Here is a 24,500-nt window from a genome sequence, read left to right on the forward strand (position 1 = left end):
CGTTGAGCTCCACGCTGCTCCTTGCGACAGGCCTCGCCGGCGCCCTGCTCGGCGCGGGCGCCTGCGGCCCCGACCCCGCGCCCGGCGCGCCCGAGACGCCGGCCATCGAGGACGACGCGGGCGCGCGCCCGACGCCCGAGCTCCCCGACGCCGGCGCGGACCGGCCGGCGGAGGAGGCGAGGGGTCCGCTCGCGCGCTGCCAGGACTCCGACGCGGCGTTCGTGCGCCGCGCCCACCTGGCGACGCTGGGGCGGAGGCCGCGCAGCCAGGACGAGGTGCGCTTCTACACCGACCTCATCCGGCAGGTCGACGGCGGGGCGCCGCTCGCCGAGGGCGCGCCGCTCAGCGCGGGGCGGCGCTACGCGGTGCTCGCCATGATCAAGGCGTCGCAGCTCGACTACCTCCGCCGCTGGACGGACTTCTACCTGGACAGCCTGCGCGTCGTGCGCGCCTCGGAGAGCTCCGCGAAGTGCTTCTCGACGCTGCTCAGCGCCGACGGCGAAGCCCGCCGGAAGGCCGCCGAGCGCGTGCGGCGCGAGCCGGCGCGCGCCCAGGGCGACGAGTTCTCGATGCTGGATCTGATGCTCGGCTCGCTCGAGAGCGACGATGTCTCGTCGATCTACGTCGCGAACCTGTTCAGCATCGTGTCGCAGAGCTTCCAGGGCGCGAACGCGGACCCGGTGAAGCTCGAGCTCGCGCGCCGGCAGAACTTCGGCGCGCGGTTCAGCGGCGCCTACCTGCACCGGGACATCGTGTGCCTGCGCTGCCACAACGGCGAGGCGTCGGTCACCTTCGACCCGGAGCCGAGCAAGAACCGGTTCTTCCCGCTGCCGGGCCTCTTGGAGAAGAGCCTGTTCACGGACTCGAGCGGCCCCCCGGAGAAGGACGGCCATGACGGCATCGCCCGGGCGTACGGCGTGTTCCGCTTCGGCGGGTTCTCGGTCGCGTCGATGGTCGACGCCGAGCCGCTGCCCGTCGTGCTCCCGAACGCGGTGGTGCGGCCCTGGGGCTGGACCGCGGCGTGCGGCGAGTTCTTCTCGGAGATCACCGACGATCCGGCGGGGGTCGACGCGCTGCTCGGCAGCGTGCGCGGCGCGCGCACGTCGATGTGGGACCTGTCCGCCGCGCTTCAGCGGGGCTTCGTCGGGCTGCGCCAGCACGGCCTCTCGCGCGGCGAGCGCGGCGAGATCCCGAACCCGGACGAGGCGCTCGCGTACCTCGTGTCGGCGCACATCGCCGAGGAGGTGTGGCGCGAGGTCATCGGCACGCCGCTCACCGTCGCGCACTACTACCCCCGCAGCGCCGCGTCGCGCGGCGAGCTGCTGCGCGTCACCGAGGCGTTCGTGGCCTCGGGCTTCTCGCACGTCCGCCTGCTCCTCGAGGTGCTCCGGAGCCCCGGGTTCAACCTGCAGGCGCCGGAGGACGGCTGCGCGGACGAGCCGTATGCGTTCGCCCCCCTGTTCGACCCGTGGATCATCGCCGAGGAGGACCCCGCCCGCCGCAGGAACAGCGTCGGGGACGCGATCGCGCCGCTGTCGGGCCGGACGCTGCTGAGCGCGGCCCACGGCGCGCTCGACTGGCCTGCGCCGATCGCCGTGCCGATCGCCGACGCGGCGTTCCTCGGCGCGATCGGCGTGTTCGTGGACGACGGCCAGCCCGGGCACCGGGGGCTGGACTTCCAGGCGCGCCTCGTCTGGGAGGACCGGTTCGCCGCGTGCGATATCGCCCCGGAGGGCGACCTCGTGGCACGGCTCCTCGAGGCGGCGTCGGAGCAGCCGGACGCCACCGTGGCCGACCTGATCGCGGCGCTCAAGGACCGCATCGTCGGCGACCCCGGGCTCGGCGACGCGGGCGAGCGCGAGGCGCTCGAGCAGGTCCTCGGGGCCTCGCTCGACGCCGAGGTGGCGGCGCTCGATCCCGAGGAGATCGAGCGCCGGGTGCGCGGCGTGTGCGGGGCGCTGCTCGAGTCGCCGCAGTTCATGCTGGGCACGCTGGTGCCGCGCGGCGTCGAGGCGACCCCGAAGCTCACGCCGCCCGACGCCGCCTACGGCGCGGCCTGCGCGCGGCTCGCGGCCGAGCCGCCCATCGACGGCTTCCAGGTCGAGTGCGCCCCGGGCGGCGTCCGGCTGCGGAGGGAGTGACCATGGCCACCTCGCGGCGCCGTGCACCGGGACGTCCTTGCCTGCTCCTCGGCGCGATCCTGCTCGCGTCGTGCTCCGACGACGGCGGTGGCGGCGCGCCGCCGGCGAGCGGCGACGGCGGCGGTCCGCCGTCGAGCGGCCAGGGCGCCTCCGCGTCGACCGGCTCGAGCGCCTCGGCGTCGACCGGCGACGACCCGGTCGCGGCGCGCTTCCCGACGCCGCGGGCCCTCTACGAGGGGGCCGTGGCGCCGTCGTGCGCGGGCGCCGAGGGCAGCTGCCACCGCGGCTGGGCGCAGCCCGAGCTGTCGTCGTTCGAGGCGTTCATCGCGACCGCGGGCGCGTTCTGCCAGACCGGCGTCGGCGATCCGCGCGCGATCGTCGACGGCTGCGAGCGCCCGGGCGACCGCCTGGTGTTCGCGGACGGCGTCGAGCGCGCGCTGCTGCGCGTGATCGTCCCCGAGGGCGCGCCGCGGGTCCCCGCCGAGGTGACGGTGGCGCTGGACGGCCCCGCGGGCGACGTGAGCGCGGTGGCGCGGGTGCGCGCGCCGGTCGTGGAGGGCCAGGCCGAGCTCCGGCAGGAGCTCCGCGGCGTCGTGTTCACGCCGCTCGAGCCCACGTCGCGGCTGCGGCTCGACCTGAGCCGGGCGGGCGAGGACGTGGCGCGGGCGTTCGACCTGCGGCGCTGGCCGCGGCGGGGGGCCGACGTGGTCGTCGGGGACGCGAACGGCAACGGCCGTGACGCCGCCGGCGCCCTGCTGAGGCAGCTCGTCCCCGGGAAGCCCGAGCGGAGCTTCCTCTACCTGCGGCTCCTCGGCGACGAGCTCGGGCCGCGCATGCCGCTCGTCGAGAGCGGCTGGTCCGAGGAGGCGACGCGGGCGCTCTACTGCTTCGTGCGCGGGCTGCCGGAGGGCTGGCAGCCGGACACGCGCGTCGCCGACGAGCCCATCGCGTACGCGGGGTGCCCGAGCGACCCGGAGGACGGCGGCCCTGCGGCGTCGGACTACGAGGCGGTGCAGGCGATCTTCGACCAGCGCTGCGCGTCGGGCCCGTGCCACGGCGCCGAGCGCGCGTCGGGGCTCGACCTGCGGCGGGCCGCGCTCGCCGGGGGAGAGGTCATCGGCGCGCCGTCCCGCGAGGTGCCGGGGCGGGCGCTGATCGCGCCGGGCGCGGCGGACGAGAGCTACCTGGTTTGCAAGATCGAGCCCGGCTGCGCCGAGCGGGCCCAGGGCACCGCGCCGATGCCCGTCGGGGGAGCGCTCGGCGCCGAGGAGCGGGCGGCGATCCGCGCGTGGATCGAGGCCGGGGCGAAGCTGGACTGAGCCGGAGACACCGAAGCGATGGCACCCACCCGAGCGATGGAGAGCGGAAGCATGTCTGGGAAGCGATGGCCTGGGGCGCGCCTTGCGCCCGGCGGCGGCGCGGCGGGGCCGGCGCTGCTCGGCGCGCTGCTGTGCGCGCTGATCCTCCCGTCCTGCAAGGGCGACGGCGGCGGGGCCCCTCCCGCGGCCGCGGCGCCGTCGCTCGCGTGCGGCGACCGGACGGTGCAGCGAGGGAACGAGTGCGTGGCCGAGCCGGAGGGCACGCCGCCCGCGGTGCGGTGCGGGCCAGGGACCACGCCGGTGGCGGGCGAGTGCGTTGCGGTGCAGACCTCGGACGACGGCGACCTCATCGACGCGGAGATCGACCTGTCCGGCAGCGGCTTCCTCCCGGCGTGCATCGACGCGCCGCCCGACCCGGCCGCGAGCAACGGGAGCTGCGTCGTTGTCGACGGGGCCATGGTCACCTGCAATCCCATCACCAACGAGGGGTGCGAAGGGCAGGTGGGGCACTGCGGTTACGATGCCTTCGCCGGCCTCTTCCAGTGTCTCTGGCAGACGGGCGACGCGGAGAGCTGCGAGACCTGCTCCATAGCGTTCGAGACCTGCGGCCCGGGGCTCACGTGCAGGGGCGGCCTCTACGCGTGCCAGCGATACTGCTGCGATGACGGCGATTGCGGGGAGGGCGCGGCGTGCGTGCTGCAGCCGCCCTTGCCGTTCGGCATCTGCCAGGCCCAGCGATCCGACGCGTTCGCGCACCTGAGCGACTTGCGCCCGCCGGACCCCGGCGCCGGCGTCGGGGGCTGGTTCGGCGAGGGCGGCTGGTCGGGGGAAGGTGGTTGGTCGGGGGAAGGTGGGTTCGGCGAAGGGGGCTGGCTGGGCGAGGGCGGCTTCGGAGAGGGCGGGTGGTCCGGAGGAGGCGGCGCCGGAGGTCGAGAGGCGGGCGCCGGCGGCGCGGCAGGCGGCGAACCGCGCCCTTAGGACGAGCTCCTTCGCTCCTCCGGAATCGAGCGCGCCGGCTCCTCCCGGCGTTCCCGCGTGCGACACGGCGCCGCAGGACAACGTGTCGCATAGGCGGGCCGCAGGACAGCGCGTACACAGGCCTCATGAGACGCCGACAAATCTTGGACCTCGCTGCCGTGAGCGCCGCGCTCGCCACCCTGCAAACGCTCGGCGGATGCGCGCAGGACGACGCCGCTCCCGGGCAGTCGCCCACAACCCCCGAAGGAGAGAGCTCCCCCATGCAGCACATCGCCATGCTGATTTACCCGGGCTTCACCGCGCTGGATCTCATCGGTCCCCAGGCCGCGTTCAGCATTCTCGAGGATACGAAAATACACCTCGTGTGGAAGACGCTCGACCCCATCACGACGGACTCGGGCATCACCCTCTCCCCCACGGCGACCTTCGACACCTGTCCCGAGGAGCTCGAGATCCTCTTCGTTCCGGGCGGCGTCGCGGGCACGATCGCCGTGATGAAGGACGGCGCGGTCCTCGATTTCCTCGCGGCGCGCGCGGAGCAGGCGAGCTACGTGACGAGCGTTTGCACGGGGTCGCTCGTGCTCGGCGCGGCGGGGCTGCTCCGCGGCTACCGCGCGACCACGCACTGGGCGTTCCGCGAGGTCTTGCCCCTCCTCGAGGCCGAGCGCGTCGACGCGCGCTACGTCGAGGACCAGAACCGCATCACGGGCGGCGGCGTGACGTCAGGCATCGATTTCGGCCTCCGGATCGCCGCCAAGATGCGAGGCGAGGAGGCCGCGCAGACGGCGCAGCTCGTGCTGGAGTACGACCCGGATCCGCCGTTCCAGGCGGGCTCGCCCGAGTCCGCGCCTGCGGCCGTGGTGGAGGGGCTGCGCGGCCGCATCGCGCCGGCGCTCGCGCAGGCCAAAGAGGCCGCGGAGCAGGCCGCGGTGCGCTGGTGAGGCGCGGCGCGTCGACCCCGAGGGCCCGCTGATGCCTCGCGCGCCGGACGGGGCCCGTCAGGCCGTCCGGAAGGCGCGGTAGAGCTCGTCGCGCCACGCGACGAGGTCGGCGTAGCGATCGCGCAGCTCGGGGTCGGAGAAGCTCCGGCGGCTCGCGGCGCCGAGCTTCAGCGCGGCGGGCGGCGCCACGTTCACGAGCACCTGGCTCATCGCGATATCGGCGAACGTGAAGGGGCCGAGGAGCGTCCTCGGCGCGTCGCCCGACGGGCCCGACGGCGCGCTCCGCGCGAGCGTCGCGCGGAGCTCGTCCAGCGCCGCGACCATCGTCCGCAGGTGCGCCTCGGCGCCGTCCTCGTGCCCGCCGTACTTGCGCAGGGTGCGGCGGACGCCGAACGCGCCGAGCCGCGCCGCGAGGGCGCCGTGCGCGCGGCGGATCGGCGGCGGGGCCATCTCGGCGAGCGCCTCGTCGTCGGCCAGCATGCGCGACAGCGCGCGGGCGCGCCCGGCGGCGAGCGCGCGCTCCGACAGGTCGACGATCCGCGCGATCTCGGCCTCGTGCTCGGCGGGGAACAGCGTCGGACCTGCGCCGCGCGCGTCGGCCCAGCGCGCGATGTCGGCCGAGTCCGCGAGCACGCGCCCGTCGTCGGCGGTGAGCACCGGCACGGAGACGCGGCCGGTGAGCCGGCGGAGCCTCAACCGGAGCGCCGGCTCGCCGAGGAGCGGCTGGTAGTGCCGGAAGGTGTACGGCACGCCGCGGACGTCGAGCGCCCAGCGCGCCTTCTCGGTCCACGGCGAGAACACGAGGCCCAGGAGCTCGGTCATGGCGCCGGCAGCCTACCACACGCGCCCGCGCGCCCTCGGCCGATCGCCCGTCGCGGGCGCGGCTCATCGCCGGCGGCCCTCGGGCCCACCCCGGGCGATCTCACGCGCCGGCGTCGAGCTCGACCCAGATCGACTCGGGCGCGTCGAACCCCTTGAGCCGGAACGCGCCCGCCCGGCGGAAGTCCGCGCGCGCCGCGTCGGGGAGCGCGGCGGCCGCCGCGCGCGAGAGCGTCACCCGGCCGGGGCGCGGCAGGGCGACCCCGGAGCTCGGCTCGTCCGCGCGATCCTCTTCGGTGACCGCCTCGATCCGGAAGAGCCGGTGGACCTCCGCGCCGAGGACGTCGTGATCGCTCATCCTCACCCGGCCCCAGTGGACGATGAGCCGGAGCTCGGCAGCGTCGCCGACGGCGCCGCGGAGCACGCGGGCCGCCTCGACCGCGCGGGCCACCGTGGAATAGACCGCGAGGTACCCGTCGCCGGTCCCCTTGAGGAGGCGCGGGCTCGTCGACCCGCGCAGGGCGCCGCGCAGCCGGTGGAGGTGGTCGACGAAGCTCGTATCGCCGATGTCCTGGAGCAGGCGGGTCGATCGGACGATATCGATGAGCAGCATCGCCACCTCCACCCGGTCGGTCAGCTCGGGCTCTTCGTCCCGGCGCGCGGCCGGGAAGAGCTCGAGGAGCGCGACGTGGAGCTCGTCCCAGTGGATGCGCTCCAGGTGCGCGCTGAGGCGGGCGAAGGTGGGGGAGGCGGCGATCGCACGGCGCGCGGCGCCTTCGCCCTCGCCGTCGGCGATGTCGGCCGAGAGGCGGTCGAGGAGGGAGAACACCGCGTCGGCGATCTCCTCGTCGGCGTCCGGGCGCCGGAAGAGCTCGCGCTGCACGTCGACCACGAGGTCCCAGTGGCGGGGCCAGGGCTCCCCGTGGCCGATGACGACGTTGCGGATCGCGTTGAACCGGCCGCCGCCGGGGAGCGGCTCGATCAGCGCGCGCAGGGAAGGGTGGAGCAGGTAATACCGCGAGCGCGGCAGCGCGTGGCGCGAGCCGACCACGGCGTCGTGCGGCTGGCGGAAGCGCTGGACCTGGCGCTCGGCCCCGGGCTCGGCGCCGAGCACGCCGAGCAGGCCGCACTCGAAGAGCTCGCGGAAAGGGTGGTAGACGTCGTCGGCGTCCCGGCCGTGAGCGTCGAAGTACGCGCGGTCGACCTGGTGAAACTTGCACCACACCTCGACGAGCTCGTCGTGGGTGAGGACGTCGCTGGGGAGCAGGGCGAGGAACTCAGCCCGCTTGTCGCGGTGGCGGAGCACCTCGAGGAAGACCCGCATCTCGTCGAAGATGTTGGCGACGAGGAGGCCGGCGCTGGTGCTCTGCACGATCCGCGTGAAGGTGCGCTCGTCGAGGGCCTGCCGGTTGCGCGAGATCTCCGAGGCGAGGATCACGAGATCGCGCGGCCGCCCGAGGGTGTGCCGGCAGAGGAAGTCGAAGGTCGACTCGCCGCGGGACGAGCGCCCCGCGCGCACCTCGTCGAGGTGGATGAACTCGCGGAGCGGCAGCCTCTCGTAATAATACGTGAGCTTCTCGAGCAGCTCGAAGAGCTCGTGCTTTTCGTAGCGGAGCCTCGCGGTCGCGCCGAAGAGGTTGTTCTTGATGTCGGACTCGTAGGCCGAGAACGCCTCCTCCCGGATCGTGGCGAAGATCTTGACGTGCGGGTTCGCGTTCATCAGGTCCCACGCGGCCTCGATCATCCCGGCTTGCATGTGGATCCACGCGTCCCGCGGCAGCCCACGGAGCGCCTGATCGAGCTTGTCGATGAAGATGAAGACGCCGCTGTGGAGCGAGCGGAGCCGCCGCTCGAGCGGGCGCTCCATCGCGTCGACGACCTGGTTGATCTGGCGGACGGTCATCGAGAGGAGCTCCTTCAGCACCATCGTCGGCTCGACCGGCCGGCCTTCGAGGAGCCCGCGCAGGTTCCGGGGGAGCGGCGAGAGGTCGTCGGGATCGCCGGCGCCGGCGCCGGACTGGTAGGAGACGATCGACAGGCGGAGGCTGAAGCTCCAGAGCCGCTTGCAGTCGTGGAGCCGCGACATGAGATCGCGCTGGGGCTGGTCGACGCTGGGCAGGTCGCCCATCAGATCGAGGTACGGCCGCCCCTCCGGGATGAACTGCACGGCGGCGTGGCGGCGCTCGCGGCCGGTCGCGAGGTAGATCTCGCTGAGGACCGAGCGCTTGTACGTGAGGAGGAGCGTCTTGCCGAGCCCCTTGCTCCCCGAGACGAAGTGCTTCTTGGCGCTGTCGAGGAACTCGCGGACCACGGCGTTCTTGAAGGTCAGGTCCTTCAGGGCGCCGATGTCGATCTGGTTGGCGTCCGAGATCCAGCTGTGGTCTTTCGGGGGGTCGGGCGCGCCGCCGGGGGGCGGCCTCGGCGCGGGCTTGTCCGGCGGGCGGCCGGCGAGCGCCCGGAGCGCCTCGAGGAGCTCGCCGGCGGAGGCGAACCGGCGGTCGCGGTCGCGGTGGGTCGCCCGGGCGAACCAGGCGTCGAAGCCGCTCGGGACCTCGGCCAGCCGCGACGGCGCCGGCGGGACATCGAAGCAGATCTTGTGGACCAGCTCGTACAGCGACTCGCCGCGGAAGGGCCGGCGCCCGGTCATGCACTCGTAGGCGATCACGCCGAGCGACCACAGGTCCGCGCGGTGATCGACGCCGCGGGCGTTGGCGATCTGCTCCGGGCTCATGTAGCTCACGGTGCCCAGGGTCGCGCCCGCGTCGGTCTGCGGCGTCCCCTGGCGATCGAGCCCGAGGTCCTCGAGCTTGACGATCCCGAAGTCGAGGACCTTGCAGAGCGGGCGATCGTCGTCGACGAGGAAGATGTTGGCCGGCTTGATGTCGCGGTGGACGACGCCGAGGCGGTGGGCCTTGCCGAGCGCGCTGCAGACGTCGCCGAGGACCGCCACCGTCTCCTCGTAGGAGAGCGGCCCGCGGGCGATCCGCTCGGCCAGGTCCTCGCCGCGGAGGAGCTCCATGGCGATATAGGGCACCTGCGTCGCGGCATCGACGTTGAAGTCGAGGACCTGCACCACGTTCGTGCCCCGCAGCTTCGCCGCGGTCTGCGCCTCGCGGAGGAAGCGGGCGCGCGCCTTCTCGGTCCCGACGACCCCCGGATCCATCAGCTTGAGCGCCGCCGGACCGCCGAGGTGAAGGTCGGCCGCCCGGAAGACCCGGCCCATGCCCCCTTTCTTGAGGAACTCCTCGAGCCGCCAGCGCTCGCCAACGACGTCCCCCGGGCCGAGGCGCTTCCGCGACGGGTCGCTCTGACCCGCGGAGGACACCGTGGCTCCTTCCGGTCGGTGGGCACTCTCATCCGACATGTCGCGCAGCGTACCAGCCCCGGCGCTTCAGGAGAACCGGTGTGCCCGCGGCTACCAGCCGAGTCCGATGCGCAGCGGCAGGAACACCGCCATCCCGGTCACGATGGTGCCCAGGATGTCGCGGCGAGAGAAGTAGTAGACGCTCGCCGCGAGGCTCGCGGGCAGCCGCGCGTCCTGCATGGTCGCGATCAGGTGCCCGTCCGTCATCACCACCTCGGGCACGATCACGGCCGCAAGCGCGGCCAGCGGCGCGTAGCGCAGCCCGCGCCGGAGCCAGCCGGGCAGCGGCAGATCCTGGTCGGGGTACAGGAAGAAGGCGCGGGTGAACGCCGTGATCAGCGCGAGGCCGAGGATGGCGACGAAGATCTCCCAGGGGCTCATCGCCGGGCCTCCTCGGCCCCCTGGCGCGCGCGTCGGTGCGCCCCTTCGGCCGCCTCGATGCCCAGGCCGACCGCGACCGCGGCGGCGATGGCGACGAGGATGTTGAGCTTCAGCGGCAGCGCGTAGGCGGCCACCGCGGCGCTGGCGGCGGTGCCGCCGGCGAGCCAGGTGGCCCTGTCCTGGAGCAGCGAGCACGTCACGCCGAGGAGCGCGAGCACGCCCGCGAAGCCGAGGCCCCATTCGATCGGGATGACGTTGGCCAGCGCGATGCCGCCCAGCGACGAGGCTTGCCATGCCGACCAGTTCGTCGCGACGCCGCCCCAGAAATAGGGCTCCTGCTCGGGCGCCGGGCCGGGCACGGGGAAGCGCTTCATGAAGATCACGTAGTTCAGGTCGCCGCTGAAGTAGCCGCACAGGCACCGCCGCCAGCGCGGGAGCGGCGCGAAGTAAGGCCGCCACATCGCGCTGAAGATCACGAACCGCAGGTTCACGCAGGCGGCGGTGGCCCAGACGACCCAGATCGGCGCGCCGGACGCGATGAGCGGCATCGCGGCGAGCTGCGCGCTGCCGGCGAAGACCGCGAGCGACATCAGCACCGCGAGCGGCGCCGTGAGCCCGCTCTTGACCATCGCGACGCCGGTCACGAGCCCCCAGGCGGCGACGCCGAGCGACACGTGCAGCATCTCGCGCGCGCCGCGGCGGAACTCGGGGTGGAGCGCGGTGGCGCGGGCGAAGGCGGCGAAGGACATGCGGTCGCTCGAGGGGGTAGGAACTGTCCAGACGGGCTGCAAAAGTCAAGGCCGCCAGCCCGGCGCCGCCGCCCGCCCAGGGCGGCCCGCTCCCGGATCCTCCGGCGCCCGGCGCCGGCGGGGAGCGATCGCCTTGCATACCGACCGACTGGTCGGTATACATCCTCGATGCCGGCGCGGACCTACTCCAGCGCGCGAGAGCGCATCCTCGACGCGGCCGAGCGGCTCATCGTCTCGCGCGGGGTGAACCAGCTGACCGTCGAGGCGGTGATCACCGAGGCGGGGATCAGCAAAGGGGGCTTCTTTCACCACTTCGCGACGAAGGACGCGCTCCTGATGGCGATCGTCGATCGGTTGACGGCGCGGGTGAACGACGACGCCGTGAAGCGCGCGGCGCAGGACCCGGAGCCCCGGGGCGCCCGGCTGCGGGCGCAGATCGCGCTGACCTTCGATGAGGACAAGCGCGAGACCGCGGCGCCTCGCGCCTTGCTCCTCGCGATCATCGAAGCGGCGAGCGCTCAGCCCGCGCTGGCGCGCCACGGCAGCAAGCTGACCGCCGAGGCGGTCGCGCGCGACGCGGCCGAGGACATCCCGGAGGGGCGGGCCATCGCGATCCAGTTTGCGCTCGACGGTTTCTGGCTCTCCCAGGCGCTCGGGGCGATGGCGCTCAGCGAAGGCCAGCTGCGGGCGCTGCGCGACGCGCTCCTCGCGCTCGCGCAGCCCGAGGCGGGCGCGGGGCGCCGGCCCAGGCGGCCACGAGCTTCCAAGAAAGGCGGTCCAGCATGATGTCTGTCCCCGATATCTCCAGCGCGAAGCACAAGGCAAACCCTTATCCCGTGTACGCGCGGCTGCGCGCCGAGGCGCCGGTCGTGCGCACCGTGCTCAAGGACGGGAAGCCCGCGTGGCTCGTGACGCGCTACGCCGACGTGGCGTCTGCGCTCAAGGACCCGCGCCTCGGCAAGGACCCGTACCGCGCGCTCAGCCCGGAGGAGCGGGCCAGGCAGGTGCCGTGGACGCCCGGGTTTTTCCGCCCGTTCACGAAGAACATGCTCGATCAGGACCCGCCGGATCACACCCGCTTGCGCGCCCTGGTGCATCAGGTCTTTACGCCGCGGCGGGTGGAGGAGCTGCGCGGGCGCGTCGAGGCGATCACCCAGCGCCTCATCGCGCGAGCCCGGGCGCGCGGCGCGATCGACCTCCTGGAGGAGATCGCGCTGCCGCTGCCGATGACGGTGATCTGCGAGCTGCTCGGCATTCCCGAGGCGGACTGGCCGCGCTTCCGGGCCTGGACGAACCGCCTGATCGGGATCGTCACGAGCGTGGACATGGTGCTCGCGACGCCGTCTCTCTACATGTTCCAGCGCTACCTGCGCGCGCTTCTAGAGCGGCGCCGCCGGACGGGCGGGGACGATCTCATCGCGGCGCTCGTGCGCGCCGAGGAGGCGGGCAGCCGGCTCAGCGAGGAGGAGCTGCTCGCGATGGTCATGCTGCTGGTCGTGGCCGGCCACGAGACGACGGTGAACCTGATCGCCAGCGGGACGCTCGCCCTGCTCGACGATCCGGAGGCGCTCGACCGCCTGCGGCGCGAGCCTGCGCTGATCAAGCCGGCGGTCGAGGAGCTCCTGCGCTTCACGACCCCGGTCGAGCTCGCGACCGAGCGGTACACGACGGAGGACGTCGCGTTCGGCGAGCGCGTGGTCCCGCGGGGACAGCGGCTCTTCGCGGTGCTCGGCTCGGCGAACCACGACGAGGAGGTCTTCGCGAGCCCCGAGCGGCTGGTGCTCGACCGCGACCCCAACCGGCACCTCGCCTTCGGCAGCGGCGTGCACTACTGCCTCGGCGCGCCGCTGGCGCGCCTCGAGGCGCAGATCGCGTTTCCCGCGATCGTCCAGGATCTCCCCGGCTTGCGGCTCGCCGTGCCGCGTTCTTCCCTGACGTGGAAGCCGTCATCCATCCTGCGCGGGCTCGACCGGCTGCCGGTGAAGTGCGCGGCGGCGCCGGTCTACTCCGTCCCCCGGGCGACGCGACCGCCTGAGGCGGGCGCGCCGCTGTAGAGCACGCTCTTCGCGCCGGGCGTTCGTGCGCCCATGTCGCGCAGTGTCCCGGTGTGGCAGAAAGGTCGTCTTTTCCTTCGCGCAGCCGGGAAAACCGGGGGAGGACCCACGTGTTTCTGTCCGTGGCTGGGCCTTTGCCGTCCTCCCGTTCACGCGATCGGGAGCCCGGCGACCGGCATGCTCCATGCACTCACCGCGCCTCATGCGCTCCGGGGAGCCCAGGCTTTGTCCTCGCGATCGTCGGCGAGCGGGTCGCCGGGAGCGCGCCGAGCGCGCGACGTGCGGTGCGCGCGCCTCGACACCGGGCCATCGCGCGGCCGTCCCCGGGGCAGGGTAGCGGCGAAAGGAGAGGCGTCCGTGCGCATCCATCATCTCAACTGCATCTCGACCTGTCCGATCGGCGGCGCGCTGATGGATGGCCAGACGCTGGGGCTCCGCGGGAGGCTGACGTGCCACTGCTTGCTCCTGGAGACGGACAGCGGTCTGGTCCTCGTGGACACCGGGCTCGGCTTGCTGGACGTCTCGATGGCGAGGAGGCGGCTCAGTCGGTTCTTTCTGTTCCTGGTACGACCGGAGTTCCGCGCCGAGATGACGGCGTACCGGCAGATCCAGCGCCTCGGCTTTCGGCCCGAGGACGTCCGTCACATCGTGCTGACCCACCTCGATTTCGACCATGCGGGGGGCCTCGACGACTTTCCTGGCGCGGAGGTCCACCTGCTCGCGGACGAGCGCGACGCCGCGGTCGCCCGGCGGACGCTGCTCGACCGGATGCGTTACCGGCCGGCCCAGTGGTCCACGCAGCCGAACTGGATCGCCTATCCCTCGGACGGCGGCGAGCGCTGGTTCGGCTTCGAGGGGGCGCGGCCGGTGGGTGGTTTGAAGGACGAGGTGCTCTTCATCCCGCTCATCGGTCACACGCTCGGCCACTCGGGCGTGGCGATCCGGAGCGATGGCCGCTGGTTGCTGCTCGCCGGCGACGCGTACTTCTATCACCGCGAGATGGACCTGGTGCGGCCCACCTGCACGCCCGGCCTGCGCGCCTATCAGCTCATGATGGAGAAGGACCGCGGCGCGCGGCTCGAGAACCAGCGCCGGCTGCGCGCGCTTCGCCGGGAGCACGGCCACGAGGTGACCGTCGTGTGCTCTCATGACGTCGTGGAGTTCGAGCGCCTCACCGGGCGAAGCCACGCCGTACCGGCGGGCGTCCGGGAGAAGGGCGCGCCGAGCCACCGCTGTGGGTCCCCGCCGCGGCCGGAGCGCAGCGGATCTGAGCCGCAGAGGGCCTCGGGCTACGCCGCGTCCCGCCGCGGCGCCGCCCCCACCGGCAGCGTGAAATAGAACGTCGTGCACCCCCCTTTGGGGCTCTCGACCCAGATCCTGCCGTGGTGCGCCTCGACCAGCCCCTTCGCGATGTACAGCCCGAGCCCGAGCCCGACCGCGCGTTCCTCCCTCGCCCTGCCCCGGAAGAACCGCTCGAACAGCAGCGGGAGATCCTCGGCCGGGATCTCGCGGCCGCTGTTCCGGATGGAGATCTGCACATCGTCCCCGCGCCGCTCCAGCGACGCCCGGATCGGCGTCTCCGGATCACCGTATTTCACGGCGTTGGAGAGGAGGTTGCTGAGCACCTGCTCGACGCGCCCCGCGTCCGCGCACACGACCGGGATCTCGCCCCGGATCTCGACCTCGACCGCGTGCCCCTCCGTCTCGCCCGCCATCCGCTCCACGACCGCCTGAAGGAGCGCCGGCAGGTCGACGGGAGCGCTCTCGATCGTGAGCCGCCGCGACTCGATCTGGGAGATGTCCGTCAGATCGGACACCATCCGCCCGAGCCGCTTGGCGCTCGCCAGGATATGCCCCGCCCTCGTCTTCACCGCGGCCGCCACCTGGGGCTTGCGCTCGATCTGGGCCGCATAGCCGATGATCGTCGTCACCGGCTGCTTCAGATCGTGCGCCACCACCGACGTCCACTCTTCCTTGAGCCGCTCGAGCTCCTTGAGCCGCGTGATGTCGTCGAACACGACGACCGCCCCGAGCGGCTTCCCGCTCCCGTCGACGATCGGCCCGGCGCTCACGAGCACCGCCAGCGTGCCGCCGTCGGCGCGCCGCAGCGCGAGCTCCCTCGAGCTCGTGACCTCGCCGCGCAGCGCGCTCGCCGAGGGCTGCTCGCCGTCCGGGAGCGGCTGCCCGTCCAGGGAGTAGAGGCCCCACGCGCCCGCCTGCCCGGGCGGCGCGCCGATCCCGGCGAGCTCCTGGGCGCGATGATTCCAGGCGATCTGCGCGCCGGACGGGTCGAGGAGGAGGATGCCGACCGGCGAGCGCTCGATGACCGCGTTGAGCCAGCTCCGCTCGGCCGAGAGCTGCCGGAGGAGCTGCTCGCGCTCCTCGTCGGCGAGCTTCTCCGCCGTGACGTCGCGCGAGATGCCGATCCCGGCGACCGGGTTGCCGTGCTCGTCGCGCTGGATCGTGATGTGGGTCGATATCCAGCGCGTGCGGCCGCTCTTGTCGATGATCCGGAACGTGAGCCGCCCGCCGGCCGCGGCCATCTGCTCGACGAACTCGTGATACCGCCCCTTGTCCTCGGGATGGATCAGCGTGAGGAACAGCTGCGGGTCCTCGTACCAGGCCTCGGGCGGATGACCGGTGTGCTCGAGGACGGCGGGGCTGATGTACTCGTATCCCCCTTCCGGGCCGAGCCGCATGCGGAAGATGACGTCGCTCGCGTGCTCGGCGATCAGCCGCAGGCGCTCCTCGCTGAGCCGCAAGGCCTCCTCGGCGCGCCGCTGCTCGGTGACGTCGAGGGCCGTGCCGATGAGCCGGAGCGGGGTTCCGTCGTCGGCGCGGGCCACGTCCGCCTCGGTGTGGATGAGGCGTTCTTCGCCGCTCGGGCGGAGGATCCGGTACTCCATGCAGTACGGCCTCTCCCCCTGGAGCGCGAGGTCGACGGCGCGCATGAGGCCCTCGCGGTCCTCCGGGTGGACGCAGGCGAGGAAGCGCTCGTACGTGAGCGCGCCGGCGTCGCGGGACAGCCCCAGCATCGGATAGCACTCGTCGGACCAAAAGAGCTCGTCGCTCGGAATGTGCCAGTCCCAGTTGCCCAGCCTGGCGATCTTCTGCGCCCGGGCGAGGCTGTCCTCGCTCAGCCGGAGCGCGGCCTCGGTCTTCCTGGCCTCTGCGATCGCCGTGTTCAGCTGCTCGCGCGTGCGCTCCAGCGCGCGCTTCTCCTGCTCGAGCTCCTCGATCCGCGCGCGCAGCGCGCGGGGCTCGGCGGCGGCGAGCGCCATCCCGAAGAGGCTCGACACGGCGCTCGCGACCTCGACCGCCTCGGCCTGCGGCAGGGTCGGCTGCGCGGCGGCGCAGAGCAGCACCGCGCGCAGGTCGCCGGCGAAGGCGAGCGGGATCGCGACCGCGTGGGCGCAGCCGCAGCGGTCGCGCAGGTGGACGGCGTCGAGCAGCGCCGCGGCGCCCTCGCCGTCGGGCGCGCGCTGCACGACCCCGGCGCGGGCGGCCTCGGCCGCGAGGCTCGGCGCGTCGAGCGGCAGGCGCTGGAGCGCGTCCAGCGAGCCGTCGCCGCCCTCGGAGGCGACGAGCATGAGCGCCCGCGGCTCCCCGGCGAGCTCGTAGAGACAGGCGATGTCGGCCTGCAGGACACGCGACGCCGCCGCGACGAGCGTCCGCGGCGTGCCGCCCTCGGCGGCGCGCAACAGGGCCAGCGACGCGTCGGCCACGGCGCGGGCCAGCGCGCCCGACGCCGGCGGCTCCCCGTGACGTCCCGCCCCGGACGGTCCACCCCGCCCGGTCCCACGCCCTTCGTCGTCGCTGTTCACTCCACCCCTCGCGCCTTCTACCAGGATTCTGGCAGACGCGAGCTGAGATTATCACGAGCGCTCGGGAGGCACCTCGGTCCGCTCAGCAGCCGTGCGCCGGGCTCAGGGCAGCGCCCGGCGGCGCTCGCCTCGAGCCCGGCGCAGGGCGCCGGAGGAGCCTTGGGTGCTCTCCGGCTGCGCGACGTTCGACGGCAGGAGACAGCGCACGTCGTTACAGTGTGAGCGTCGCGATCTCTGCCGTCGAGCTCGCCCTCGCGGGGAGGACGGCGATCCTCGCGCTGCTGAGTCGGCGTTGGCCCGAGGCCTTGCTGGATCCGTCGGTCCTCGAAGAGAGCCCTTCGGCGCCTCTGTTCGTCGCGCTGGTTCGTCGATGCCTTCACCCGCGGCTGGTCGAGCGGCAGCTGGAGGTAGTTCGGGCCGACCCGATAGCGCTGCGTGTCCGCGTACGAGAACGTCCGGCCCTGGAGCAGCTTGTCGTCCAACAAGTCCATGCCATCGACGAGGACGCCTGTGCCGAAGGCGGCCTGCTCGACCTCGGCGAAGTCGTTCGTCGGGTTGCTGTCGAGCGCGATGCGCCGATCGGGCGGAGCGGGGACTTCTCCGGCGCCAGATCTTCGTCGCGTCGAGCGGATCGACGTCGAGCTCCGGGTGCTCGCCGTCTTCCATGATCTGCGCGCAGACCTCCCACTCCGGCGCGCCGCCGCGCGCGATGGCGTCGTGGAGGACCTGCGTCGCGTGGTTGAAATTCTTTGCCTGGATGGCCGAGGCCTGATCGCTGGTGAGGTTGACCTCTCCTTGCCTGGGGAGGAAATGGTACTTCACGAGGACCGCCTCGCCCTCCTGGGTTCTCGAGGACGGCCGGGCCGCGCTCGCCGGCGGTGCGGTTGTCCTCGTCGTCCGTCACCGGGTGTCTCTGCCGCGTGGTGAGGGTGGGGGTGCTCTCCTGAACCGTATCCTTCGTGGCGCCGCTCCTCATCGCTCCATCCTCCCGGGCCGGCGAAGCTGCCGTCCTTGGGGGCGATGTGGCTGCGGGCCCTCATCGTTCCCAATACATCGTTGCTGCTGAAGTGATAGCCTGGAGCTGTCGGCTCGGCCGCGCGGCGGTGGCGCGCTGGTAGGCGTCCCGGAGGGTCACGGCGAGGCGCTGGAGGGCGCTCCCGATGGGGGAGCCGCGGCGGAAGGCGAGCGCGAGGGGGCGGTGCGGGGCGCGCGGGGCGAAGCGGCGCAGCGAGAGGGCGCCGCTGCGGTTCTCGATGGGGACGGCGAGCGCGGGCAGGAGGGGCACGATGTCGCCCCCGGCGACCCTCTGGACGAGGGTGGAGGGGCTTGTGGCGCGGACGCTCGCCTCGTCGGCGCCGACGCGCTGGCAGAGGGCGAGCGCCTGGTCGCCGAAGCCGTGGCCGTTGACGAGGAGGAGGACCTTGGCCGCCGCGAGCTCGTCCATCCTGGCATCCTGGCGAGGCGGTTCGGCTCCGCCGCATGCGCTCGAGCAGGGGGGCGCCCGCCGAGGTGACGAGGGCGCGGCGGCGATCGCGCTCGAAGAGGTTCACGCCGAGGGCCTCCTCGAGCTGCGCGATCTGGGCCGAGAGCGACGGCTGCGCGCTGCGGCAGGCGGCCGCGGCGCGCCGGAAGCTGCGGTGCTCGGCGACCGCGAGCGTGTACTGGAGCTGGCGGAGCGTGAGGGGATGCGGTGACCAGCGCACGGGCGCGGGGTAGTACGCGGCGCGCGGGGGGGCTCTGGGGCCGAGGGGGCGGCCGCGGGCGGGGGGGTGGGGGGCCTTGGGGGGCGGGCGCCCTGGGCGACCATGCCCGGCGGTTGACGCCTGCGGTCATCTCTCCATGTTCCCCGCGAACGCGGGTTGTCCGCGCACGGAGGAACCATGTCCAAGACAGCGTCGAACGAGACCAGGAAGATCCGCTACGCCGTCGTCGGGGCGGGCAACATCGCGCAGGTCGCCGTGCTGCCGGCGTTCAAGAACGCCGCCGAGAACTCGGAGCTCGTGGCGCTGGTCTCGGGCGACCCCGAGAAGCTCGCCGCGCTGGGCGAGCGCTACGGGGTCACCGAGCGCGGCGGGTATGACGAGCTCGAGGACGTCCTGAGGCGCGCGCGGGCGGACGCGGTGTACATCGCGCTGCCCAACGCGATGCACCGCGAGTACACGGAGCGGGCCGCGGCGGCGGGCGTCCACGTGCTCTGCGAGAAGCCCATGGCCATGACCGAGGAGGACTGCGAGGCGATGATCCGCGCCACGAAGGATCGCGGCGTGAAGTTGATGATCGCCTATCGCCTGCATTTCGAGGAGGCGAACCTGCAGGCGGTCGAGATCGCGCGCTCGGGCAAGCTCGGTGAGGTGCGCGCCTTCACGTCGCTGTTCACGCAGGTGGTGCGCCCCGGCGACATTCGCACCCGGAGCGACGCGGGCGGCGGCGTGCTGTTCGATCTGGGCGTGTACTGCGTGAATGCCGCTCGGTACCTGTTCCGCGAGGAGCCGAGCGAGGTGCTCGCCACGAGCCTGCGGATCGACGAGAGGCGCGCCAAGGATGTCGACGAGACCACGGCGGCCATCCTGCGTTTCCCGAGCGGCGCCGTGGCGCAGTTCACGGTCAGCCAGGGGCTCGCGAGCGTGTCGTCGTTCCGCCTCGCGGGCACTGAGGGGGACCTGCGCGTGGAGCCGGCCTTCGATTACACGGCCGACATCAAGCATTACCTGACGGTGGGCGGGAAGACGGAGGAGAAGACGTTCAAGAAGCGCGACCAGTTCGCCCCCGAGCTCGTCTATTTCTCGCGCTGCATCCTTGAGGACAGGGAGCCGGAGCCGTCGGGACTCGAGGGGCTCGCGGACGTCCGGGTGATGCTGGCGATCCAGAGCTCCGCGGCGAGCGGGAGGGTCGAGGCGGTCCCGCCGCTCAAGCTGGAGCAGCGGCCTGATATGGGCCAGAACATCAAGAAGCCCGCGGTTGCCGCGCCGGAGCCGGTGAAGGCGCCGTCACCGTCGGAGCAGTGAGGGAGGACCCGGACGACGCCAACCCGGGTTGGCAAGAGAACGGGTCGACCCGATCACGTCGCGCGGACCACGCGAACCATCCCGACCCAGGTTGCGAACCATCCCGACCCAGGTTGCGGATCACCGACCACCGTCACCCGACTCAGGTTGCGGATCACCCGGACCACCCGACCCCACCCGGACCACCCGACCCAGGTTGCGGACCACCCGGACCTCCCGACCCAGGTTCAACGACCGACCGGGGTTGGTACGACCAGATTGGTGACGACCCAACCCCGCTCTCCGTTCTCGACCAACCCAGGTCGGGAGAGGGGAGGAGGGAGAACCCACTTCGGGGACGGGGCAGCCCAGGCCAGAGGAGCCGCTGCAGGTTGGGCGAGCCGCAAGGACTATCCAGGTGGCGGACCACCTGGCGCCCTGGCGGCGCCACCCCAAGGAGCGAGCCAATGCCTTGAAATCATTCACCCCACCAGCCGGCACGACGTTTGCCATTGCACGCCAGCCATGAGCCAGCCCCGCGAAATTGCCGCAGGCGCCACCTACCTCATCACCCGTCGCGTCCTGCGCAGGCATCTGCTCTTCCGCCCTGACGCTGCCATCACCCAGCTCTTGGTCTACACCCTCACCGTCTCGACGCGCCGCTTCGGCATCGAGGTCCACGCGCTCTGCGCGATGTCGTCGCACCTGCACCTCGTCGTGACCGATACGATGGGCGTCCTGCCGCGTTTTTTGCAATTCTTCCATCGCCTCGTCGCGCTCGGGACCAAGGTGCTCCGCACGTGGGAAGGGCCAGTGTGGGACCACGAGGCTACGAGCGTGGTGCGGCTGCTGACGCGGACGGCGGTGGTGGAGAAGATCGCCTACGTGCTCGCGAATCCTGTGGCCGCCGGCCTGGTCCGACATGCGCGCGAGTGGCCGGGCGCCAAGGTGGATGTGAACGAGCTCGGCTGCGGCGTGCTGCGCGCGACGCGACCCGCGGCATATCTCGATCCGAAAAATCCGCAGTGGCCAGAAGAAGTAACGCTCGCGCTCGCGCTGCCGCCTGTCATCGAACAGGATGGCGGCGACGGCTTTCGCGGCGAGGTCGCCGCCGAGCTGGAGCGCCAGGAAGCGCAGGCCCGTGAGGAGGTGGGGCGGCGAGGGCAACACGTCCTTGGCGCGGAGGGCGCCAGCCGGGTGTCCCCCTACGAGCGTGCCACGAGCTTCGAGCCGCTGCGCGGCTGCAGTCCGACGTTTGCGGTCGGCCGCGAGCAGGGTGATGCATGGCGAATCGCTGCTGCCGCCGTGCGCGCGTTTCGTGCGTCGTACCGCGCGGCGCTCGAACGGTGGCGCAGCGGGGTGCGCAGCGCCGTATTCCCCGCGGGGACGTGGTGGATGCGCGCGTTTCACGGGGTCGCCGTGACGGACGCCGTGCTCACGGTGTAGTTGCTGCGCCGGCGGCGCACGGTGAGTCGGTCGGAGAGGCCACCGGGGGCGACACGTCGCCGGAGGGCACGTGCGTCTCAAGATGGCGGAGCGAGGCGACTCAAGACGCCCATGAGCCATGCGCATGGCGACGTGGGATGGAGTTGCGGGCCGAGCGACCACGATGCGGTGCCGGGGTGAGATCGCTATAGGCGCTGCTTGGTCGGATCGGATCGAACACAACCTGGGTTGGCTCGGGTGGGTAGGTCGCAGGCGGCAATCCAGGTAGCAACCCGAGTTGAGTCGCTCTTCACGGGTCCGCTTGAAGCTGTTTGCGAAGCGTGGGTGTGCAAGCGCGAGGCGCTCTGTACAGATTTGTGGATGGCGAGCGGTCGACATCCACCCGGGTAGCTCGCGGGTGAGCCATCCGGGTCGGGTAAGCCGCCCCTCGGGAGCCCGCGGGTGGGCAACCCGGGTCGGGTAAGCCCGGGTGAGCAACCCGGGTCGGGTCGGTCCGCCGCCACTCAATGGGGGTCAGGTTCGCCCCGGGGCCGACTCAATGGAGGTTAGGTCCGGGGTCAGGTTCGCCCCGCGGCCGACTCAATTGGGGTTAGGTCCGCCCACTCAGCGTCAGGTCCGGGCCGGCTTACCCGTTGGTCCTGACGACGGCCTCGAGCTGAGCAGCGCACTGGCCCCAGCCTTCGTGGAACCCCATCTTCTCGTGCGCCTCGCGGTCGGCGACCGTCCAGTGGCGGGCGCGGGCGGTGTACTTCGTCTTGCCGCCTTGATCCTCGAACGTCAGGATCACCGTCATGAACGGCTTCTCCGACGGCTCCCATGCCGCGGTGTACGCGTCGGTGAAGACGAGCCGCTCGTTCTCGACGACCTCGAGGAAGACGCCCCTGTTCGGGTATTCGTTCCCTTGTGGGTCGCGCATCACGATCAGGCTGGCGCCGCCAGGCCGCACGTCGAGCTCGGCGAAGGGCGTGGTGAACGGCTGAGGGGCGAACCACTTCTTGAGGAGCTCAGGGTCGGTCCAGGCCTTGAACACCTTCTCGCGCGGCGCGTCGATGATGCGCGTCAACACGAGGTCGCGGTCGGAAGTCGAGGTGGCTTCGGGCTTGGTGGTCATGCGTCGTCTCCTTGTCGGCGATGGGTGTGGGACGTTCGAGAGAGCCCTGGGCAGGCGCCGCCTCAGACGGCTGGATGCGCGTGGCGCTCTGCGTCTAGAAGGACGCGAGCTCGGCACCGTCGTTCCGGTCCTCGGCTTCCTTGGCTCGTGCTCGTTCGGTCTTCGAAGTGTTGGACAGACCGGCGCTCCGAAACTCATCGGTCGCCCCTCGTTTTCGGGGACGCGTGCCGCACTTTCGCGTCGCGCTGGACGACATCCGCCGGCACGGGCGAGGCGCTGCTGGCGCGGGCGACGACGGCGCTGGCGCGTCGTGCTCCCGCGCTTCAGGCATGCCCGTCACCCGAGGAGCCGGTCGCGCGCCTACCGGGCTGGAGCGATCTGGTCCCGCAGGTGCGTCGCGCGCCCGGCGCCGGGGTGCGGTCTCGCGCGTGTGGCGGGATCCTGCGCATCGCCGAGCAGCGAACCACGTCGCTCCGTGGTTGGAGCTGCGCATCGGCGAGCCCCCTGAGCCGATCGCGACGCGTCCGCGCCGCCGACGCCGGCCCGATCGAAGGCTTCGCGAGCGCGTCCTCACCGCGCCCCCCGGTCGATGGTCGCTCGACCGAGCGCTGGCGCGGCTCCACGCGCCCTCGCGCGCGCTTCGGCCCCGCGGTCACCCTTCGAGGTACGAGCCGAGCTCTCGTTGCCGCGAGCGCATCCGAAGCTTCTCGAGCAGCTTCGCCTCGATCTGGCGGATGCGCTCCCGCGTCAACGAGAACGACTGCCCGATCTCCTCGAGCGTCTCGTCCTCGTTGCCGTCGAGGCCGAAGCGGCGCCGCAGGAGCTCGCGCTCGCGCGGCTGCAGCGAGTCGAGCAGCTCGCGCGTCTGCTCGATCAAGCGGCGCCGGGCCAGCATGTCGGCGGGCGTCGGCTCCTCGTTGGCCAGCAGATCGCCGAACCGGGTGTCGCCTTCCTCGCCGACCGGGGCGTCGAGGCTGAGCGGCTCGAGGGCGAGCTCGCCGATCACGCGCACCTTCTCCACGGAGAGCCCGCTGCGCTCCGCGACCTCCTCGACCGAGGGCTCGCGCCCGCGCTCCTGCACCAGGTCGCGCCGGGCGCGCACCACCTGGCTCCGGATCGCGGTGAGGTGGACCGGCATGCGGACGGGCTTGCCCTGGTTGAGGATCGTCCGCTTGATGGCCTGCTTGATCCACCACGCAGCGTAGGTGCCGAAGCGGTGGCCGCGGCGGTACTCGAACTTGTCGGCGGCGCGGATCAGGCCGAGGTTGCCTTCCTGCACGAGGTCGAGCAGCGGGACGCCGAAGCGCTGGTGCTCCCGCGCGATGGCGACCGCGAGCCTGAGGTTCGCCTGGACGAGCTCGGACTTCGCCTGGGCGACCGCGCGGCGCCCCCGGGCGATCGCCGCGAGCGTCGCCTCGATGGACGCGCGGTCCGCCTTGTCGGCGGCGGCCGCCGCGGCGCGCAGGCTCCGCTCGATGCGCTCCTCGAAGGCCGGATCGAGGCGCAGCTCGGCGAGGCCTGCGGCCAGGCCCGCGAGGGCGATCTCCACGCCCTCGTCGTCCTGCTTGCGGGCGGCGAGCGCTCGGGCGACATCGAGCAGGCCCGCGAGCCGCGTCGCGCACGCGTCCGCGTCGGGATCGTTCGCGTCGGCCTCGCACAAGAGGTCCCGGAGGCTGAGCGCCCCGTTCTCGACGTCCTCCGCCGTGAAGGCCAGCTCGCGAAGGGCGATCGGCGAGCGGACCCACGCCTCGAAGCACGCGAGCGCGCCCGCCTCGATGCGACGGCCGATCGCGATCTCGCCCTCACGGGTGAGCGGCTGGCTGCCGGCGAGCGACCGGAAGTAGAGCTCGGTCGCCCCGAGCGTCGCGTGCGTGCCTGCGGCCTTCGCACGGCGCGCAGGAGCGCGCTCGCCCCCGCGCTCGGCCGCGGAATCGATGGAAACGGGAAAACTCGATTCGGACTCGCTCGCCGACAGCGAGGAACGGAACCTCATTCAATGCGCTCCAGGGTTGCCGCTGCGTCGTGCCTGACCACGAAGGGCGTGAGGGGGCACGATCATCGAGGCGCCTCGATATCCTAACCGCCGAGGACGTAAATAGGAAAACGAATCGCGCGCCGATTTGGCGTATTTTGAAGGCGTTTTTCTTGGGTCTGCCGCCGCTCGGAGCGGCGGCTTCCTCCGCCGGCGCGGGAGCGCGCGGGCGCGGGCCGCCGGACGAGCGGGCAGGGCGTGCTGGGCCGTCGGCGGTGCATGCCGGTGCGGTTTGGTCGTCGGGTACTGTCGCTGGACGTGACCAAGCCGGCGCCCGACGCGCACGGCGGAGCGAGTCGCCGGGCCGTGTTCGTCGCGGACGTCAAGGCCGAGGCGGCTCGATGCGTTCCCGAGCTG

17 protein-coding genes and 2 pseudogenes are annotated in these 24,500 nt (G+C 72.6%); 9 read left to right on the plus strand and 10 right to left on the minus strand.

Going from position 1 to position 24,500, the window contains the following annotated elements; all coding sequences use genetic code 11:
- The first annotated feature begins 2 nt into the window (after window positions 1–2).
- The 4 genes from WMF26_RS01835 to WMF26_RS01850 all read left to right on the plus strand — a co-directional run bounded on the left by WMF26_RS01835 (window position 3) and on the right by WMF26_RS01850 (window position 5,379).
- Window positions 3–2,141 carry a hypothetical protein gene (locus tag WMF26_RS01835; RefSeq protein ID WP_437998900.1) on the plus strand — a complete coding sequence of 713 codons (2,139 nt, stop codon included), beginning with the start codon at window positions 3–5 and terminating at the stop codon, window positions 2,139–2,141.
- Window positions 2,142–2,143: 2 nt separating this feature from the next.
- Window positions 2,144–3,460, plus strand: a complete 1,317-nt coding sequence (locus tag WMF26_RS01840) for a hypothetical protein (protein WP_437998901.1) — start codon at window positions 2,144–2,146, stop codon at window positions 3,458–3,460.
- A gap of 51 nt (window positions 3,461–3,511) precedes the next feature.
- Entirely contained in the window at window positions 3,512–4,438 is a 927-nt protein-coding gene (locus WMF26_RS01845; protein WP_437998902.1) for a hypothetical protein, read from the plus strand.
- Window positions 4,439–4,698: 260 nt separating this feature from the next.
- The gene (locus WMF26_RS01850; protein ID WP_437335521.1) at window positions 4,699–5,379 is read left to right on the plus strand and encodes a DJ-1/PfpI family protein; all 681 of its coding nucleotides are present in this window, start codon (window positions 4,699–4,701) and stop codon (window positions 5,377–5,379) included.
- Between the two features lie 57 nt (window positions 5,380–5,436).
- Here WMF26_RS01850 and WMF26_RS01855 read toward each other — a convergent pair whose 3' ends face one another.
- From WMF26_RS01855 to WMF26_RS01870, 4 genes are all read right to left on the minus strand, one after another.
- Window positions 5,437–6,201: a glutathione S-transferase gene (locus WMF26_RS01855; protein WP_437998903.1), complete on the minus strand. Its 765-nt coding sequence runs from the start codon at window positions 6,199–6,201 to the stop codon at window positions 5,437–5,439.
- Between the two features lie 100 nt (window positions 6,202–6,301).
- Window positions 6,302–9,523, minus strand: a complete 3,222-nt coding sequence (locus tag WMF26_RS01860) for a P-loop ATPase, Sll1717 family (protein ID WP_437998904.1) — start codon at window positions 9,521–9,523, stop codon at window positions 6,302–6,304.
- 90 nt (window positions 9,524–9,613) lie between these two features.
- A complete protein-coding gene (locus WMF26_RS01865; protein ID WP_437335524.1) occupies window positions 9,614–9,943 on the minus strand; it encodes an AzlD domain-containing protein in 330 nt (109 codons plus the stop codon).
- Entirely contained in the window at window positions 9,940–10,692 is a 753-nt protein-coding gene (locus tag WMF26_RS01870; RefSeq protein WP_437998905.1) for an AzlC family ABC transporter permease, read from the minus strand. Before WMF26_RS01870 ends, WMF26_RS01865 begins: the two co-directional genes overlap by 4 nt.
- 168 nt (window positions 10,693–10,860) lie before the next feature.
- Between WMF26_RS01870 and WMF26_RS01875 the strand changes: the two genes are divergently transcribed.
- The 3 genes from WMF26_RS01875 (at window position 10,861) to WMF26_RS01885 (ending at window position 14,084) form a co-directional block, all read left to right on the plus strand.
- A complete protein-coding gene (locus WMF26_RS01875) occupies window positions 10,861–11,478 on the plus strand; it encodes a TetR/AcrR family transcriptional regulator (RefSeq protein WP_437998906.1) in 618 nt (205 codons plus the stop codon).
- Entirely contained in the window at window positions 11,475–12,746 is a 1,272-nt protein-coding gene (locus WMF26_RS01880) for a cytochrome P450 family protein (RefSeq protein WP_437998907.1), read from the plus strand. The genes WMF26_RS01875 and WMF26_RS01880 overlap by 4 nt, the downstream gene beginning before the upstream one ends.
- 357 nt (window positions 12,747–13,103) lie before the next feature.
- The gene (locus WMF26_RS01885; RefSeq protein WP_437998908.1) at window positions 13,104–14,084 is read left to right on the plus strand and encodes an MBL fold metallo-hydrolase; all 981 of its coding nucleotides are present in this window, start codon (window positions 13,104–13,106) and stop codon (window positions 14,082–14,084) included.
- Here WMF26_RS01885 and WMF26_RS01890 read toward each other — a convergent pair.
- The 4 genes and pseudogenes from WMF26_RS01890 to WMF26_RS01905 all read right to left on the minus strand — a co-directional run.
- On the minus strand, window positions 14,036–16,570 hold the full coding sequence (locus WMF26_RS01890; RefSeq protein ID WP_437998909.1) for a PAS domain-containing protein: 2,535 nt from the start codon (window positions 16,568–16,570) through the stop codon (window positions 14,036–14,038). The genes WMF26_RS01885 and WMF26_RS01890 overlap by 49 nt on opposite strands.
- 335 nt (window positions 16,571–16,905) lie before the next feature.
- Window positions 16,906–17,413: pseudogene (locus WMF26_RS01895) on the minus strand (catalase); the annotation flags it as partial.
- Between the two features lie 193 nt (window positions 17,414–17,606).
- On the minus strand, window positions 17,607–18,014 hold the full coding sequence (locus tag WMF26_RS01900; RefSeq protein WP_437998910.1) for a LysR substrate-binding domain-containing protein: 408 nt from the start codon (window positions 18,012–18,014) through the stop codon (window positions 17,607–17,609).
- A gap of 115 nt (window positions 18,015–18,129) precedes the next feature.
- Window positions 18,130–18,273 (minus strand): annotated as a pseudogene (locus tag WMF26_RS01905) (LysR family transcriptional regulator); the annotation flags it as partial.
- Between the two features lie 177 nt (window positions 18,274–18,450).
- Between WMF26_RS01905 and WMF26_RS01910 the strand changes: the two are divergent.
- Both WMF26_RS01910 and WMF26_RS01915 read left to right on the plus strand, forming a co-directional pair.
- Window positions 18,451–19,575 (plus strand): Gfo/Idh/MocA family protein, encoded by a 1,125-nt coding sequence (locus tag WMF26_RS01910; protein ID WP_061621297.1) that lies wholly within the window; start codon window positions 18,451–18,453, stop codon window positions 19,573–19,575.
- A 504-nt stretch (window positions 19,576–20,079) separates the two neighbouring features.
- Entirely contained in the window at window positions 20,080–21,000 is a 921-nt protein-coding gene (locus WMF26_RS01915; protein ID WP_437998694.1) for a transposase, read from the plus strand.
- Window positions 21,001–21,625: 625 nt separating this feature from the next.
- On the opposite strand, the gene WMF26_RS01920 is transcribed toward WMF26_RS01915, so the two are convergent.
- Both WMF26_RS01920 and WMF26_RS01925 read right to left on the minus strand, forming a co-directional pair.
- Window positions 21,626–22,111 (minus strand): SRPBCC family protein, encoded by a 486-nt coding sequence (locus tag WMF26_RS01920; protein ID WP_437998911.1) that lies wholly within the window; start codon window positions 22,109–22,111, stop codon window positions 21,626–21,628.
- A 652-nt stretch (window positions 22,112–22,763) separates the two neighbouring features.
- A complete protein-coding gene (locus WMF26_RS01925; RefSeq protein WP_437998912.1) occupies window positions 22,764–24,104 on the minus strand; it encodes a sigma-70 family RNA polymerase sigma factor in 1,341 nt (446 codons plus the stop codon).
- Between the last annotated feature and the right edge of the window lie 396 nt (window positions 24,105–24,500).

This window comes from Sorangium sp. So ce185, assembly GCF_051526825.1.
Classification (GTDB): Bacteria; Myxococcota_A; Polyangia; order Polyangiales; family Polyangiaceae; genus Sorangium; species Sorangium cellulosum_D.